A 16448-nucleotide genomic window follows, 5' to 3' on the forward strand; every position below is an offset into this window, starting at 1 on the left:
GGCGCGACCGGCAGGCCTCGTGGTCCGGCATTGGACCTCCGATTGATTCGTTTCAATACGAGGTGGGGGAAAGGTAGCTATGGCATAGATCGCAGTCAAGACTCACAGTTGGGCACGATCCAGGACGGCTCAGGCGGACATCGCTGACTGATCGGGCACCGATGTGATTCAACTGTTGACGTTTGACGTGATGCGGGCTACCTTGCTGGAGCGATGGTATGAAACGTTTCATAGTTGTTGCGTGCTGCGTGCAGGGGAGCTGACGAGCTCCGCGAGCGCCCTGGCCGGCCCGGCGCCGGATGTCCTGCGACCAAGGGAGGCCGCATGCCCTATCCGTCCCCGACCGTCCGGCCCGAACCCGTCCGGTTCGAGCACGCCACCTCCGGGTTCGGCATCGGCAGCGCCTCCCCCCGGCTCTCCTGGCGCATCCCCGCCGCCCCCGAGGGCTTCGTCCAGTCGGCGGTCGAGCTCGAACTGACCGACGAGGCCGGTGACGTCGTCACGGAGCGCGTCGACACCTCCGAGCAGGTGCTCGTGGCCTGGCCGTTCCCGCCGCTGGGGTCGCGAGCCCGCGCCTCGGTCCGCGCCCGCGTCGCCGGACAGGACGGGAGCGGCTGGAGTGACTGGAGCGAGCCCGCCGCGCTGGAGACCACGCTGCTCGACGCCGCCGACTGGAGCGCCCGCTTCGTCTCGCCCCGCACCGTGGGTGGGATCGGGCAGCCTGCGCCGATCGTGCGCGGCGCCGTGGAGCTGCACGGTGAGGTGGTCCGGGCACGCCTGCACGTCACCGCGCTCGGGCTGCACGTCACGTCGATCAACGGCGAGCGCGTCACCGACGAGGAGCTCGCCCCGGGATGGACGTCCTACGCCCACCGGCTGCGCTTCCGCACCCACGACGTCACGGCGCTGCTGCGCGAGGGCCCCAACACGATCGAGGTGCTGCTGGGCAACGGCTGGTACCGCGGCAGGCTCGGCTGGGACGGACAGCGCGCCCTCTACGGCGAGCGGCTCGCCGCGCTGGCGCAGCTCGAGGTCACCCACGCCGACGGCACGGTCCGCACGTTCGGCACCGACGCCACCTGGGGCGCGCGGGCGAGCGGCGTGCTCGCCGATGACCTCTACGACGGTCAGACCACCGACCTGCGGTGGGACCCTTCCGGCGCGGAGGGGCCCGTCGACGTGCTGGATGAGGACCTCGGCCGGCTCGTCCGGCCGTCCGGGCCGCCCGTGCGCGCAGTCGCCGAGGTACCTGCTGTCGCGCTTTTCCGCTCCCCGTCCGGACGGCTGCTCGTCGACTTCGGACAGAACGTCGTCGGCTGGGTGCGGCTGCGGGTGCGGGGCGGCGCGGCGGGGCAGCGCGTCACGGTCCGGCACGCCGAGGTGCTCGAACGCGGGGAGCTCGGGGTGCGGCCGCTGCGGTCGGCGGAGGCCACCGACGACTACCTGCTTGTCACGGGTGACGCCGTGCTCGAACCGTCGCTCACGTTCCACGGCTTCCGGTACGCCGAGCTGAGCGGTGTGGACGAGCGGCAGATCGAGTCCGCCACCGCCGTGGTGCTGAGCTCGGATCTCGCGCCCACGGGCTCCTTCGCGTGCTCCGACCGGGACGTCGAGACGCTGCACGCCAACGTCGTGCGGAGCATGCGCGGCAACTTCCTCGACGTCCCCACCGACTGCCCGCAGCGCGACGAGCGGATGGGGTGGACCGGCGACATCCAGATCTTCGCCCCCACGGCGGCCTTCCTCGCGGACTGCTCGGGGTTCCTGACCTCGTGGCTCGCCGACCTCGCCGCCGAGCAGCAGCCCGACGGGTCCGTGCCGTTCGTCGTGCCGGACGCGATCCGGGGTCCGGAGGGTCCGGCCGCTGCGGCGTGGGGCGACGCGGCCACGGTCGTGCCGTGGGTGCTCTACGAGCGCTTCGCCGACACCGGCGTGCTCGCCGCGCAGTTCGAGAGCATGCGGGCCTGGACCGACCGGATCGCCGGCCTCGCAGGCAAGGACGGGCTCTGGGCAGGCGGCTTCCAGTTCGGCGACTGGCTCGACCCCGCCGCCCCGCCGGAGGACCCTGCTGCCGCGCGCACGGACCCGGATCTCGTCGCCACCGCCCACCTCGTGCGATCCGCGGAGCTCGTCGCGCGAGCCGCCGAGGTGCTGGGCCGGGACGAGGAGCGCAGCCGCTACACCGACCTCGCCGCCACGGCCCGCGACGCGTTCGCGCGGGAGTTCGTGAGCCCGTCCGGGCGCCTGCACAACGACGCTCCGACGGCCTACGCCCTCGCCCTCGTCTGGGACCTGCTGCCGACCCCGGAGCAGCGTGCCTATGCCGGGCGCAGGCTCGCCGACCTGGTGCGCGCCGCAGGCTTCCGGGTCGCCACCGGGTTCGTCGGCACGCCGCTGATCACCGACGCCCTCACCGTCGCGGGCGAGCCGGATCTCGCGTACCGGCTCCTGCTCGAACGCGGCTGCCCGTCGTGGCTCTACCCCGTGACGATGGGGGCCACGACGATCTGGGAGCGCTGGGACAGCATGCTCCCCGACGGGTCGATCAACCCCGGCCAGATGACCTCCTTCAACCACTACGCGCTCGGCGCGGTGGCCGACTGGCTGCACCGCGTCGTCGCCGGGCTCGCGCCCGCCGAGCCGGGGTACCGGCGGATCCTCGTGCGGCCCGTCCCCGGCGGCGGGCTGACGAGCGCCGCGGCGCGCCACGAGACGCCGTACGGCGAGGCCGCGGTCGCCTGGCGGCGTTCCGAGGGGCGCTTCCTGCTCGACGTCGAGGTTCCGGTCGGCGCGCGTGCGTCGGTCCACCTGCCGGGCAGTGCGACCGCGGTGGAGGTGGGCCACGGCCGCCACCACTGGGACGTCGAGGAGGTCGCCCCGCAGGCCCGGCCGGTGCGCACGGTCCGGGACGTGATCGACAGCCCTGGGCTGTGGGACGAGCTCGTCAGCGTGGCCGTCGAGGCCGGGCTCGCCGCCGACAGCGCCGTGGTCGCGGGGCGCCTCGCCCCGTACCTCGACGCCCCCGCATCCGCGCTGCCTGCGCTCGTCCCGCCGCTCCTGCGGCCGGCGCCCGACGCGGTGCGCGCGCGGCTGGAACAGATCGTCGCCGAAGCACCGGCTGTGCCGTCATGAACCCGACGGACGTGACGGAGATCGACGAAAACGGGCACGGAGAGCAGAGTGCGCTCGAGCGGCGCACGGGACGGGAACCGGCGTCGCGGGGCGTCGCCGGATCGAGCACGGCCACGGCGTGGAAACGCCGCGGGAGGGGAGAACAGCATGGCTGACCCGGGAGTCGTTCGTCAGGCGCTGCGGGAGCAGCGCATCGAGACCCCCTCGTGGGCCTACGCGAACTCGGGCACGCGGTTCAAGGTGTTCGCGCAGGCCGGGGTGCCGCGGACGCCGCAGGAGAAGATCGCGGATGCCGCAGTGGTGCACCGCCTCACGGGAGTGGCGCCCGCGGTGGCGCTGCACATCCCGTGGGACCGCGTCGGCGACTACGCCGAGCTGGCGAAGTACGCGGCGGACCAGGGCGTGGGCATCGGGGCGATCAACGCGAACGTCTTCCAGGACGACGACTACAAGCTCGGCAGTGTCACCAACCCCGACCCGCAGGTGCGCCGCAAGGCGACCGACCACCTGCTGGAGTGCGTCGACATCATGGACGCCACGGGTTCTCGTGACCTCAAGCTGTGGTTCTCCGACGGCACCAACTACCCCGGCCAGGACAGCATTCGCGCCCGGCAGGACCGCCTCGCCGAGGCGCTGCGCGAGGTGTACGACCGGCTCGGCCCCGACCAGCGGATGCTGCTGGAGTACAAGCTCTTCGAGCCCGCCTTCTACACCACGGACGTGCCGGACTGGGGCACCTCGTACGCACACTGCATCGAGTTGGGTGACAAGGCGACGGTGTGCATCGACACCGGCCACCACGCCCCCGGCACCAACATCGAGTTCATCGTGGCGTTCCTGCTGCGGGCCGGGAAGCTCGGCGCGTTCGACTTCAACTCGCGCTTCTACGCCGACGACGACCTGATGGTGGGCGCGGCCGACCCGTTCCAGCTGTTCCGGATCATGCACGAGATCGTCTCGGTCGACGCGCTGTCGCCGGCGGCGGGCATCGCGTTCATGCTCGACCAGTGCCACAACATCGAGGCCAAGATCCCGGCGATCATCCGGTCGGTGATGAACGTGCAGGAGGCCACGGCCAAGGCGCTGCTCGTCGACATCGACGCGCTGGCGGCCGCGCAGCGCTCCGGTGACGTGCTCGCCGCCAACGCGGTGCTGATGGACGCCTACTCCTCGGACGTGCGCCCGCTGCTGCGCGAGCTGCGCGCCGAGATGGACCTCGACCCCGATCCCGTCGCCGCGTACCACCGCTCGGGCTACCAGCAACAGATCGAGTCCGAGCGGGTCGGCGGGCAGCAGGCCGGCTGGGGCGCCTGAACCCGCATCCGCCCACCCCACGAACGCTGGAGAAGCAGACGATGACCCACCCGGCAGTCCAGGCGCTCCTCGGCCGGAGCAACCGCCTCGGCGCCGACCCCCGCACCACCAACTACGCGGGCGGCAACACCTCCGCCAAGGCCAGTGCCGACGACCCGGTCACCGGCCTGCCCGTCGACCTCATGTGGGTCAAGGGCTCGGGCGGCGACCTCGGAACGCTCACCGAGCCGGGGCTCGCGGTGCTACGCCTGGACCGGCTCCGTGCGCTCGTCGACGTCTACCCGGGCGTGGAGCGCGAGGACGAGATGGTCGCCGCGTTCGACTACTGCGCTCACGGCAAGGGCGGGGCGGCGCCGTCGATCGACACGGCGATGCACGGGCTCGTCGACGCCGACCACGTCGACCACCTGCACCCCGATGCCGGCATCGCGATCGCCACCGCCACCGACGGCGAGGCGCTCACCAAGGAGATCTTCGGCGACCGGGTCGTGTGGGTGCCGTGGCGACGCCCCGGCTTCCAGCTCGGCCTCGACATCGCCGCCGTCAAGCGGGCCAACCCGCAGGCGGTCGGCGTGATCCTGGGCGGGCACGGGATCACCGCCTGGGGTGCCACGAGCGAGGAGTGCGAAGCCAACTCGCTCGACATCATCGCCACCGCCACCCGTTACATCGAAGAGCGCGGGTCGGGGGAGCCCTTCGGCGCAGTCCGGCCCGGGTACGAGCCGTTGCCGGCGGACGAGCGCCGGGCGCGGGCCGCGGCCCTGGCACCGGTGCTGCGCGGACTCGCGTCCACCGACCGCCGTCAGGTCGGCCACTTCACCGACACCGACGGGGTGCTCGACTTCCTCGCCCGCGAGAAGCTCCAGCCGCTGGCCGCGCTCGGCACCTCCTGCCCGGACCACTTCCTGCGCACGAAGGTGCGCCCGCTCGTGCTGGACCTCCCGGCCACCGCCCCGCTGGAGGAGGCGATCGCGCGGCTGCGCGAGCTGCACGCCGCCTACCGCGAGGACTACCGCGCCTACTACGAGCGGCATGCCACTCCGGACAGCCCGGCGATGCGCGGGGCCGACCCGGCGATCGTGCTCGTGCCGGGCGTCGGGATGTTCAGCTTCGGCGGCGACAAGCAGACCGCCCGCGTCGCCGGGGAGTTCTACGTCAACGCGATCAACGTGATGCGTGGAGCCGAGGCGCTCTCCACGTACGAGCCGATCCCGGAGTCGGAGAAGTTCCGCATCGAGTACTGGGCCCTCGAGGAGGCCAAGCTCGCGCGGAGGCCGAAGCCGAAGCCGCTCGCCGGGCGGATCGCGTTCGTCACCGGCGGGGGTTCGGGGATCGGCCGGGCCACGGCGACGCGGCTCGCGGCCGAGGGCGCGTGCGTGGTGGTGGCCGACCGCGACGGCGACGCCGCCGCAGGCGTGGCCGCGGAGCTGGGGAACGCCGACGTCGCCGTGCCGGTGACGGTGGACGTCACCTCCGCCGATGCGGTGGCCGCCGCCGTCGACGCGGCAGCGCTGGCCTTCGGCGGGGTCGACCTCGTGGTCAACAACGCCGGGCTGTCGGTCTCCAAGCCCCTGCTGGACACCACCGAGGCCGACTGGGACATCCAGCACGACGTCATGGCCAAGGGCTCGTTCCTCGTCGCCCGGTCCGCCGCACGCACCATGATCGCGCAGGGCATGGGCGGGGACATCGTCTACATCGCCAGCAAGAACGGTGTGTTCGCCGGGCCGAACAACGTGGCCTACGGCGCGGCGAAGGCCGACCAGGCCCACCAGGTGCGGCTGCTCGCCGCCGAGCTCGGCGAGCACGGCATCAAGGTCAACGGTGTGAACCCGGACGGTGTCGTCCGTGGGTCGGGGATCTTCGCGGGCGGCTGGGGTGCCCAGCGCGCCGCCGTGTACGGCGTGCCGGAGGAGAAGCTCGGCGAGTTCTACGCGCAGCGGACCCTGCTGAAGCGCGAGGTGCTGCCGGAGCACGTCGCGGCCGCGGTCGTCGTGCTCACCGCGGGCGACCTGTCCCACACCACCGGAATGCACATCCCCGTGGACGCCGGGGTCGCGGCGGCGTTCCTGCGCTGACGAATCACCTCGAAGGAGAGGAGCTGTCATGACCTCGGTGCTCGAGACCCCCGCGGGCCTCGTGCGGACCACCTCGCGACGCACCACCGTCGGGCTCGTGGCCGGCGGGCTCGGCGCGTACTGGCCGCAGTTCCCCGACCTGCTCCCGCAGCTGCGCCGCTCTGCCGCGCGCGTGTCGGAGCGGCTGCGGGCGCTCGGCGACGAGGTGGAGGTCGTCGACGTCGGCTTCATCTCCGACGCGCAGGAGGGCGCGGCCGCCGCGGAGAAGCTGCGGGTCGCGGGCTGCGATCTCATCGTCGGCTTCCTGACCACCTACATGACGGCGTCCATGCTGGTGCCGGTCGCGCAGCGCAGCGGTGCGCCCGTGCTGCTGATCAACCTGCAGCCCACGGAGCGGATGGACCACGCCACCTTCGACACCGGAGCCTGGCTCGCCTACTGCGGAGCCTGCCCGCTCCCGGAGATGGCCAACGCGTTCGACCGCGCCGGGGTCGCGTTCCGATCGGTGTCGGGGCACGTCGAGGACGAGCGCGCGTGGGCACGGATCGCCCGGTGGGTGCGGGCCGCGGGCGTCCGGGGAACGCTGCGCCACGCCCGGCACGGCCTGATGGGCCACCTCTACCCGGGCATGCTGGACGTTGCCACGGACCTGTCGTCCGTGTCGGCGCAGCTCGGTGGGCACGTCGAGGTGCTGGAGATCGACGACCTGCGGGTGCGGGTCGAGGCCGTCACCGACACGCAGACGCAGGAGCGGGTGGCGCTGGCCCGTGCGGTCTTCGACGTCGACGCCTCGGTGGAGGCCGCCGACCTGGAGTGGGGCGCGCGGGTCTCCGTCGGCCTCGACCGGCTCGTCGAGGACTTCGCGCTCGACTCGCTCGCCTACTACCACCGCGGCCTGGGCGGCGAGCAGCACGAGACGCTCGCCGCGGGCCTGATCCTCGGCGCCTCGCTGCTCACCGCCCGTGGCGTGCCGGCGGCGGGGGAGTACGAGCTACGCAACTCGATCGCCATGCTGGTGCTGGACCGGCTCGGCGCGGGCGGTTCCTTCACGGAGCTGCAGGCGCTGGACTTCACCGCCGGTGTGGTGGAGATGGGCCACGACGGGCCTGCGCACCTGGCGATCAGCTCGCGGCGGCCGTTGCTGCGCGGGCTCGGCGTCTACCACGGCAAGCGCGGGCGCGGCGTCTCCGTCGAGTTCGACGTGCAGCACGGCCCCGTCACGCTCTGCGGGATCGGGCAGCGGCGCGACGGGCGCTTCGTCCTGGTCGCCGCCGAGGGCGAGGTGGTGCCCGGGCCGCATCTGCAGATCGGGAACACCACCTCCCGCGTCGACTTCGGGTGCGACCCGGGCGAGTGGACCGACGTCTGGAGCGCGTCGGGCGTCGATCACCACTGGGCGCTCGGCACGGGGCACAAGGTGCCCGAGCTCGCCGCCGTCGCGGACCTCGTGGAGCTGGAGTTCGTCGAGGTACGGGTCCCGTGACCGTGCGGGTGGCCGCGGTCGACCTGGGGGCGTCGAGCGGCCGGGTGATGGCCGCCGACGTCGGTCCCGGCCGACTGGATCTCGCCGAGGCCGCCCGGTTCCCCAACGGCCCGGTCCGACTGGGCAGCACTCTGCACTGGGACGTGCTGGCGCTCTACCGCGGCGTGCTGGACGGACTGGGCGCTGCGGGCGCGGAGGCGCCGCTGGACTCGGTCGGGATCGACTCCTGGGCGATCGACTTCGGCCTGCTCGACGGGACCGGCGCGCTGCTGGGCAACCCCGTGCACTACCGCGACGCACGCACTGAGGGCGTGCCCGAGCGGCTGCACGCGACGCTCCCCGCGGCAGACCTCTACGCGGTCGCCGGGGTTCAGGAGCTGCCGTTCAACACGATCTACCAGCTCGTCGCGGCCGCGGGCTCGCCCCAGCTGGAGGCGGCCCACGACCTGTTGCTGGTGCCCGACCTGCTCGCCTACTGGCTCACCGGTGCCCGTCGCGCCGAGATCACCAACGCCTCCACCACGGGACTGCTCGACGTGCGCGCCCGCACGTGGTCGAAGGACCTGATCTCACGGGCCGGGATCCCCGTGGGCCTCTTCGCGCCGCTGCTGGAGCCGGGGGAGCGGATCGGGGAGCTGGCGCCGCACGTACGTGCCGAGACGGGACTCGCCGGGCCGGTGCCCGTGGTCGCCGTCGGCTCCCACGACACCGCGTCGGCGGTGGTGGGCGTGCCGGCGACGGGGGAGCGTTTCGCCTACATCTCCTGCGGCACGTGGTCGCTGGTCGGTGTGGAGCTGCCGGCCCCGGTGCTCTCCGCCGAGGGACGCGCGGCGAACTTCTCGAACGAGCTCGGCATCGACGGCACCGTGCGCTACCTGCGCAACGTCATGGGGCTGTGGCTGCTGCAGGAGTGCCTGCGCGTCTGGCCCGGGTCCCACCTCACCGCTCTGCTCGCCGAGGCGGCGGCGGTGCCGGCGTTCGCAGCGGTCGTCGACGCCGACGATCCCGCCTTCCTCCCGCCGGGCGACATGCCCGCCCGCATCGCCGACGCCTGCACACGGCTGGGGGAACCCGTCCCGCAGGGCCGCGCGGCCACGGTGCGCTGCATCCTCGACAGTCTCGCCCTCGCCCACCGCCGCGCGGTGCGTGCGGCACAGGAGCTCTCGGGCCGTGCGGTCGACGTCGTCCACGTCGTCGGCGGGGGCGCCCGCAACGCCCTGCTCTGCCAGCTGACCGCCGACGCCTGCGGGCTGCCGGTGGTCGCGGGGCCGGTCGAGGCCACGGCGCTGGGCAACGTGCTGGTCCAGGCCCGCTCCCTCGGCGCGGTGAGCGGCGACCTCGCCGCGCTGCGCGAACTGCTGGTCCGGACCCAGGAGCTCACGACTTACGAGCCACGAGGCGACGAGGCCGCCTGGGCGTCGGCCGAACGCCGGGTACACGGATAAGGCCTGGCCGCACATACCTGCTGGCCACGGCACACACGTCAGGCCATGTGTGCGGCGGCCACGAGGTGTGTGCGGTGAGGTTCAGTCGTGGGGTCGGCCCCCTCTCCCACAGGAGAGGGGGCCATCGGCCGGGGGCGGTCAGGCAGCCGGACGCTCGGCCGACTCGACCTCGGGCGTACCGGCGGTCACCGGGATGCGCCGTGCGCCGTTGCCGGAGTGGGCCCCTGCCACCCGGACGGTCAGCACGCCGGCGTCGTAGGACGCGGTCACCGCGTCCGCGGTCACGTGCGAAGGCAGGCCGAAGCTGCGCCGGAAGGAGCCGTAGCGGACCTCCCGGAGCGTGCGGCCGTCACGGTCCTCGGTGCGTTCGTCGCGGCGCTCACCGCGCACCACGAGCTTGCCGCCGTCGATCTCGACGGTGACGTCCTTCTCCGCGTCGAGGCCCGGGAGCTCCAGGCGTACGACTGCGTCCTCACCATCGCGCTCGACCTCGGCGGCCGGTACGAAGCCCTGCCGTGCAACCGGCTCCGCGTAGCGGCGGAACAGGCCATCGAACTCGGCGAACGGGTCGCGCCGGGCCCACAGGGAGAGCGTGCTCATGGTCCATCTCCTCGATCAGGGGCCGGTCACACCCGGCCCGACACCCGGTTCAACCTGAGTCGCCCCGACTCAATTCCCATAGTCTGAGATTTCCTTGCCAACTTTCGGGACGAGGCTGCTGTGCTCCGCGACCCATGACGGGCGTGCCAACATCAGTTACGGTCACCACTGACCGTCACGGAGGTGTCATGGACGACAGGGCGCGCGTCGAGAAGGCCGCCCACCAGGTGGTGGAGACCCACGATCCCCGATCGACGCCTACCAGGGAGTTCCTCGGCGCCTGCTTCGCCGCCGGGCTCACCTGGGTGCACTTCCCGGAGGGGCTCGGCGGGCTCGGGGTGTCGCGTGGCCTGCAGGCCAGGGCGGACGCGATCCTGCAGGGCGCCGGTGGTCCCAACCCGTTCTTCCTCAACCCCATCGGGCACGGGATGGCCGCGGCCACGGTGCTCGAGCACGGGTCCCGCGAGCTGGCGCAGGAACTGCTGCCACCACTCGCGACGAGCGAGCACATCTGGTGCCAGCTGTTCAGCGAGCCGGGCGCAGGATCCGACCTCGCAGGCCTCGCCACCTCCGCGGTGCTGGACGGCGACGAGTGGGTGGTCAACGGGCAGAAGGTGTGGACGAGCCTTGCCCACCGCGCCCGCTACGCGCTGCTGCTCGCCCGCACCGACCCCGACCAGCCCAAGCACAAGGGCCTCACCTACTTCGTTCTCGACATGCACGCTCCCGGCGTCGAGACGCGGCCGCTGCGGCAGATGACCGGGCAGGCGGAGTTCAACGAGGTCTACATGACCGACGCCCGCATCCCCGACACGCACCGGCTCGGTGCCGTCGGCAACGGCTGGCGAGTCGCGATGACCACGCTGATGAACGAGCGCTCGGCGATCGGCGGGTCGTCCTCCGTCCGCGGTGCCGGGGCCATCGCCGACGCCGTGGAGCTGTGGGCGCGCTACCCGCACAGGCACACCCCCGTGCTCCGCGACAAGCTGGCTGCGCTCTGGACCCGCGCCGAGGCCCAGCGGCTCACCGACGAACGCGCCCGCCGCTCGGCGACGTCGGGTTCGCCGGGGCCGGAGGGCTCGATCGCGAAGCTCGTGTCGGCCGAGCTGAACCAGCACGTCTACGAGTTCTGCATGGAGCTGCTCGGCCCGGAGGCCACGTTGTACAGCGACTACACGCAGCGGGACGTCCAGAGGAGCGAGGACTACCGCGGCCCCGTCCAGCAACGCTTCCTGCGTTCCCGTGCCAACACCATCGAAGGCGGCACGTCCGAGGTGCTTCGCAACATCCTCGGTGAGCGGATCCTCGGTCTGCCCGGCGACCTGCGAGCCGACTCCGGAAAGCCCTGGAAGGAGGTGCCGCGTGGCTGACACGGGCACCGAGTTCGTCTTCACGCCCGAACAGCAGGACCTGCGACGGGCTGTGCGCCAGTTCTGCGCGGAGCGCCTCGACGAGGACATCGTGCGCCGGTTGATGGAGTCCGAGACCGGCTACGACCCGGCGCTGTGGGCCCGGCTCGGCGGCGAACTCGGCGTGCTCGGGCTCGCGGTGCCCGAGGAACTGGGCGGGGTCGGCGGCGGGCTCGTGGACCAGGCCGTGGTGGCCGAGGAGTTCGGGGCGGCGCTGGTGCCCGGGCCCGTGCTCGGCACCGTCGGGCTCGCGGTACCCGCGCTCGTGGCCCTGGCCGGGGCGGAGGTCGAGGAGGGCCTGCTGGCGTCGCTGGTGGAGGGCACGCGGACCGCGGCGTTCGCGGTGCCCGACCGCGGCGGCCGGTTCGACCCGGCGCTCGTGACGGTCACGGAGTCGGACGGCACGCTGACCGGTGAGGTGAGCCAGGTCGTCGACGGCACGGCGGATGTGCTGCTCGTCGCCGCGCGTACCGGCGGCGGGGTGGGGCTCTTCCTCGTGGACGGGGCCGAGCGCGTCCCACTGTCCACACTGGACCGCACGCGACGGCAGGCCGCCGTGCGGTTCGCGGCCACGCCTGCGCGGGCCCTCGCGTCGGGCGCCGACGCCGAGCGGGCGATCACGGCCGCACTACGGACCGGGGCCGCGCTGCTGGCCGCCGAGCAGGTGGGCGGCGCGCAGCGGATGCTCGACCGCACCGTCGCCTACGCGGGCACCCGGCTGCAGTTCGGCCGGCCGATCGGCTCGTTCCAGGCCGTCAAGCACCGGTGCGCCGACATGCTGGTGCTCGTCGAGCATGCGAGGTCCACGGCCTACCACGCGGCGTGGGCCCTGCAGGACGGCACCGACAACCCCGATCTCGCGATCGGAATCGCGCAGGCCACGTGCTCGGAGGCCTACCAGCGGGTGGCGGAGGACACCGTGCAGCTGCACGGTGGCATCGGCTTCACCTGGGAGCACTCGGCACATCTGTACCTCAAGCGCGCGGTCACCGACGCCGCCCTCCTGGGCAGCGCCGCCGAGCATCGGGAGCGGATCGCGGAGCTGGTGCTCGACCGCGCTGTTGCCGTGGGAGTGCCTGCGGTCGCCACCGGCTGACAGGCGAGCTACCGGGCCGGTCCAGGCGCCTGAATACCCGACCCGTCGCCCCGGCAGGCCTCGAGGTGCCGGACGAGCGCCCGGACCAGGCCCTCCTCGCTGAACGCGACGACGCTCGTTGCGGCACACCACGGGCACGTGCGGCTCATGCTCGGTTTCGGGGAGCTGTCCATTCCAGCGACATTAGGAATGGGCCGGCCGAGAGGTCACGTGTCCCGGGCGAGGGTCACATCGCCGCCCGGAAACGGCCGCCGCGCCGTCCGTTCATCGCCAATTTGCCCGGCTCTGCCGAGACGCCCGTTGCGCAGGTAACTTTCCTGCGCCCTCCCGCGATGATCGGGTATGTCCACCGTCGCTCCCGAGCTCGTCGACGAGTCGGGTCCGTGCCTCACCACCGCCCCATGGGGTGGCCGCGTCATCAGCATCCTGTTCGCAGCCACCGTGCTGCTCTTCCTGCTATGGCTGGTCGCACTCTGAGCTGGGTGGGGGCCTACCTACTCTGATCGGATGCGGATCGCGTCGCTGATGCCGGCGGCCACCGAGATGGTGGCGGCGATCGGACACGCGGACGATCTGGTGGCCGTCACGTTCGAGTGCGACGAACCGGTCGGCATCCGCGGCCGCGCCACGGTCGTGGTCGACACGGTCCTGCCGCCGGGTCTGCCCCCGGCCACGATCGACTCCGTGGTCCGCGACCGGACGGCGCGCGGGCTGCCTCTCTACGAGCTCGACCGCGACGCTCTCGCCGCGCTGTCTCCCGATCTCGTTCTCACCCAGGACCTGTGCCGGGTGTGCGCCCTCCCCGCTGGCGCCCTCGACGAGGCCAGGGCGCTGATCGGCCGCGATGCCGAGGTGCTCTCGATCGATCCGCACACCTTCGACGAGGTGTTCGCCGCGATCATCGCGCTGGGCACGCGGGTGGGGGCCGCCGACCGTGCTGCGGCGGTGGTCGGCTCGCTGCGTGAGCGCCTCGCCGCGGTCGGGGCCGCGGTGGCCGGACGCCCCCGTCGGCGCGTGTTGATGCTCGAGTGGATCGACCCGCCCTTCCTGCCCGGGCACTGGGTGCCCGAGCTCGTCCGGCTCGCCGGCGGGCAGCCGCTGGGCGGCGCCGACGGGGGACGTTCTGTGGCGGCGAGCTGGGACGAGCTCATCGCGCTGCCCGCCGACGTGGTGGTGGTCGCGCCGTGCGGGTTCGGTCTCGACGCAGCGGTGGAGCAGGCCGCGGTCGTGCGTGACCGGCTTCCCGGGCGGCCCATCGTGGCGATCGACTCGGCGTCCTTCGTCGTCCGCCCCGGCCCGCGGCTGGTCGACGGCGTCGAGGCGCTGGCGTGGTCGTTGCACCCCGGCGCTGTCCCGGAGCCGGCTCCGGGACGGGTTGCGGTGCTGCGCTGAGCGACGGGCTGCCGACGGGACGGCCCGCTGACCACCGTCGACACCCGCCGCGCTGATCCTCGGGGCGAGGGGTGCCGGGGAGTCGGCCGGGACTCTCGGGTTCTCCCCACCAGGGACAACCCTCGCTCGTCGGGGGACGCCACCATGGATCGGCGACGCAATTACCTCAAATCTGTTTGCGGCAACTACGGCCGCCGAGGAACGGATTCACGGAGTTCCTCGAAGCATTCCCATCATCCGCGGGGCCGACCTCGGTCCTGCCTCGAGAGAACCTGGAGAACGTCATGAGCAATTGGAAGCGCCGCCTCGTCCTGGCAGCTACCGCGACCACCCTGGCCGCCGGCGCTGCGATCGTCCCGGCTGCGACCGCGATGGCCTCGCCCTTGCCCGCCGGCAGCGCCGCCACCTCGGCGACGCAGTCTGCGCCGCAGGCGCCGAGCCCTCTGTGCGCCGACCAGTGGGGCATGATGACCTGGTGTTCCTGAGAGCGGACGTCGCTGTGCCGGCCTCGCCGGCGGCGACCATGCTCAGACAGGAGATCACGGGTTTTCGACCAGGGCAGGTGAACGTCCGCGGACGTTCACCTGCCTTCGTCGTGGGGCCCGACCGACGTCGACCGATCCAACCCGACGCCGAGCTGGGCTGATGGCCGTGAGCGTCACAGTTGTGCACGGCTGACCGGACGGTCCGAGGCGTAGCATCGCCCGCGTGACGGGTACGGCTGACCATCCCCCGGTCAGCGCGCATACCGTGCTCGCCGACGCCGACGGTTCGGCGTACTCCTCCTTGCGGCAGCGGCCCATGGCCCGCGCCGAGCGGTACGCACTCGGCAAGGCGTTGCGCAAGCGGGTGCCGCGCTCGGCGCTGGGTGAGTGGAACCCACCGGCGGACCGGCCGGACCCTGTGCAGCAGATCATGGACAGCCACGAGGGCCGGGTGGGCCGGCTGGTGCCGATCCGGGTCGGACGGATGGCCGCGTCGCCCTACGGTTTCCTGCGGGGATCGGCCGTCGTGATGGCCGAGGACGTCGCGGGTCTGCCGGCCACGGGCATCACGCCCGTCGTCTGCGGCGACGCCCACGTGGGCAACTTCGGCTTCTACGCCTCGCCCGAACGCGACCTCGTGTTCGATCTCAACGACTTCGACGAGGCCCACCCGGGTGGCTGGGAGTGGGACCTGCGCCGCCTCGTCGCGAGCGTCTGGGTGGCCGGGCGGCAGAACGGCGCGAGCGAGGACAACTGCGCGGCCGCCGTGTCGTCGTGCGTGTCGGCCTACCGGGCCGAGCTGCGCCACCTCGCCGACCTGCCGCTGTTCACGCGGTCCTACGAGCGTCTCGACGTCGACCGGCTCGCGCAGGAGGCCCCGGGCCCGTTGCGTGCCGAGGTGGAACGGGCTGCCAGACGTGCCCGGCAGCGCACGAGCGACCGCGCGCTGCCCCGCTTCACGGAGGAGGTCGAGGGCCGCCGCCGGATCGTCGAGGAACCGCCGCTGATCACGCGGGTGCCCGTCGGTGAGGCCGAGCTGCTCGCCGTCGCCCTCGACGAGTACCTGCAGACGCTCGCCCCGCACTGGCGCCGGGTGCTCGGGGGCTACACGTTGGTCGACATCGCGCACAAGGTGGTGGGCGTCGGAAGCGTGGGCCTTCGGGCGTACGTCGCGCTGCTGGAGGGCTCCTCCCCGGAGGACGTGGTGTTCCTGCAGCTCAAGCAGGCCCGCCGCTCGGTGCTCGCCCGGTACGTGCACGGTGAGTCGGCCTGGCACGCCCACCAGGGTCAGCGGGTGGTGGAGTACCAGCAGGCGCTGCAGACCGTCAGCGACCCGCTGCTCGGCTGGACCACAGCGCCGGGCCAGCACGATGACGTGTACCAGTACTACGTCCGGCAGTTCCGGAACATGAAGGGTGCCGTGGCGATCGACTCGATCGATGCGTCCGCGCTCGCCGACTACGCGGGCGTCGTCGGTCACCTGCTCGCCAAGGGCCACGCCCGTACCAGTGGTGCGTCGATGATCGCGGGCTACGTCGGGCGCTCCGAGAAGCTCGACGACGCGATGTGCCGGTTCGCCAGGGCATACGCCGACCAGACCGAGGCGGACCACGCCGCGCTCGTCGCCGCCGTGGCGCGCGGAGTGCTGCCCATAGAGCGCGGGGTCTAGCGGCGAGAGCGCCGCACCAACGCCTTCACCCCGATCGTGATGCCCAGGACGAGCAGCATCGCGCCCGTGCCCACCACTCCACCCAGCACCGTGGCGAGCACCACGAGGAGGGCGGCGACGGCCACGGCCTTGCGGGACGCGAGAGGCCGCGGCGACGAGGGTGGGGACTCGGCCCGGCCGCGCTGCAGTGCCGCGGCCAGCTGTGGGTCGTCGTCACTGAGCCGGCGGGCGAGCTCGTCGAGCCGCTTCTGTTCCGTCCCGGTGAGCGGGCGCCCGTGGTGTCGTTCTGGGAGCATGCGGCTGAGTACCCGGGAACGCGTCAGTTCACTATCGGGGGGCCCGGGA

Annotated in this window: 13 protein-coding genes; 11 read left to right on the forward strand and 2 right to left on the reverse strand. The window is 72.7% G+C overall.

All coding sequences use genetic code 11. The features are described 5' to 3' along the window. Positions 1 to 324: 324 nt before the first annotated feature. The 5 genes from ACQPZQ_RS13410 (at position 325) to ACQPZQ_RS13430 (ending at position 9452) form a co-directional block, all read left to right on the forward strand. Complete coding sequence (locus tag ACQPZQ_RS13410) at positions 325 to 3132, forward strand: family 78 glycoside hydrolase catalytic domain (protein WP_433295513.1); 2808 nt, start codon at positions 325 to 327, stop codon at positions 3130 to 3132. Positions 3133 to 3279: 147 nt separating this feature from the next. After that, on the forward strand, positions 3280 to 4446 hold the full coding sequence (gene rhaI / locus ACQPZQ_RS13415; RefSeq protein WP_433295515.1) for an L-rhamnose isomerase: 1167 nt from the start codon (positions 3280 to 3282) through the stop codon (positions 4444 to 4446). A 41-nt stretch (positions 4447 to 4487) separates the two neighbouring features. Continuing rightward, a complete protein-coding gene (locus ACQPZQ_RS13420; protein ID WP_433295517.1) occupies positions 4488 to 6524 on the forward strand; it encodes a bifunctional aldolase/short-chain dehydrogenase in 2037 nt (678 codons plus the stop codon). A 28-nt stretch (positions 6525 to 6552) separates the two neighbouring features. After that, on the forward strand, positions 6553 to 8007 hold the full coding sequence (locus ACQPZQ_RS13425; RefSeq protein WP_433295519.1) for an arabinose isomerase: 1455 nt from the start codon (positions 6553 to 6555) through the stop codon (positions 8005 to 8007). Positions 8008 to 8009: 2 nt separating this feature from the next. Further along, positions 8010 to 9452, forward strand: coding sequence for a rhamnulokinase (locus tag ACQPZQ_RS13430; protein WP_433299174.1), 1443 nt, complete (start codon positions 8010 to 8012; stop codon positions 9450 to 9452). Between the two features lie 138 nt (positions 9453 to 9590). Here ACQPZQ_RS13430 and ACQPZQ_RS13435 read toward each other — a convergent pair whose 3' ends face one another. After that, on the reverse strand, positions 9591 to 10052 hold the full coding sequence (locus ACQPZQ_RS13435) for an Hsp20/alpha crystallin family protein (RefSeq protein WP_433295521.1): 462 nt from the start codon (positions 10050 to 10052) through the stop codon (positions 9591 to 9593). 188 nt (positions 10053 to 10240) lie between these two features. Here ACQPZQ_RS13435 and ACQPZQ_RS13440 point away from each other — a divergent pair, with 188 nt between their 5' ends. The 6 genes from ACQPZQ_RS13440 (at position 10241) to ACQPZQ_RS13465 (ending at position 16103) form a co-directional block, all read left to right on the forward strand. Continuing rightward, positions 10241 to 11422 carry an acyl-CoA dehydrogenase family protein gene (locus ACQPZQ_RS13440; protein WP_433295523.1) on the forward strand — a complete coding sequence of 394 codons (1182 nt, stop codon included), beginning with the start codon at positions 10241 to 10243 and terminating at the stop codon, positions 11420 to 11422. Beyond that, positions 11415 to 12557 carry an acyl-CoA dehydrogenase family protein gene (locus ACQPZQ_RS13445; RefSeq protein WP_433295525.1) on the forward strand — a complete coding sequence of 381 codons (1143 nt, stop codon included), beginning with the start codon at positions 11415 to 11417 and terminating at the stop codon, positions 12555 to 12557. Before ACQPZQ_RS13440 ends, ACQPZQ_RS13445 begins: the two co-directional genes overlap by 8 nt. A gap of 342 nt (positions 12558 to 12899) precedes the next feature. Continuing rightward, a complete protein-coding gene (locus ACQPZQ_RS13450; protein ID WP_433295527.1) occupies positions 12900 to 13034 on the forward strand; it encodes a hypothetical protein in 135 nt (44 codons plus the stop codon). A 30-nt stretch (positions 13035 to 13064) separates the two neighbouring features. Continuing rightward, positions 13065 to 13949: an ABC transporter substrate-binding protein gene (locus ACQPZQ_RS13455; protein WP_433295529.1), complete on the forward strand. Its 885-nt coding sequence runs from the start codon at positions 13065 to 13067 to the stop codon at positions 13947 to 13949. Positions 13950 to 14233: 284 nt separating this feature from the next. After that, complete coding sequence (locus ACQPZQ_RS13460) at positions 14234 to 14434, forward strand: hypothetical protein (protein WP_433295531.1); 201 nt, start codon at positions 14234 to 14236, stop codon at positions 14432 to 14434. Between the two features lie 223 nt (positions 14435 to 14657). Further along, a complete protein-coding gene (locus ACQPZQ_RS13465; protein ID WP_433295533.1) occupies positions 14658 to 16103 on the forward strand; it encodes a DUF2252 domain-containing protein in 1446 nt (481 codons plus the stop codon). Here the strand turns inward: ACQPZQ_RS13465 and ACQPZQ_RS13470 are convergent. After that, positions 16100 to 16399: a DUF3040 domain-containing protein gene (locus ACQPZQ_RS13470; protein WP_433295535.1), complete on the reverse strand. Its 300-nt coding sequence runs from the start codon at positions 16397 to 16399 to the stop codon at positions 16100 to 16102. The two genes, ACQPZQ_RS13465 and ACQPZQ_RS13470, sit on opposite strands and share 4 nt — an antisense overlap. Positions 16400 to 16448 lie beyond the last annotated feature (49 nt).

Source organism: Pseudonocardia sp. CA-142604 (genome assembly GCF_050948475.1).
GTDB classification, from domain to species: domain Bacteria; phylum Actinomycetota; class Actinomycetes; order Mycobacteriales; family Pseudonocardiaceae; genus Pseudonocardia; species Pseudonocardia alaniniphila.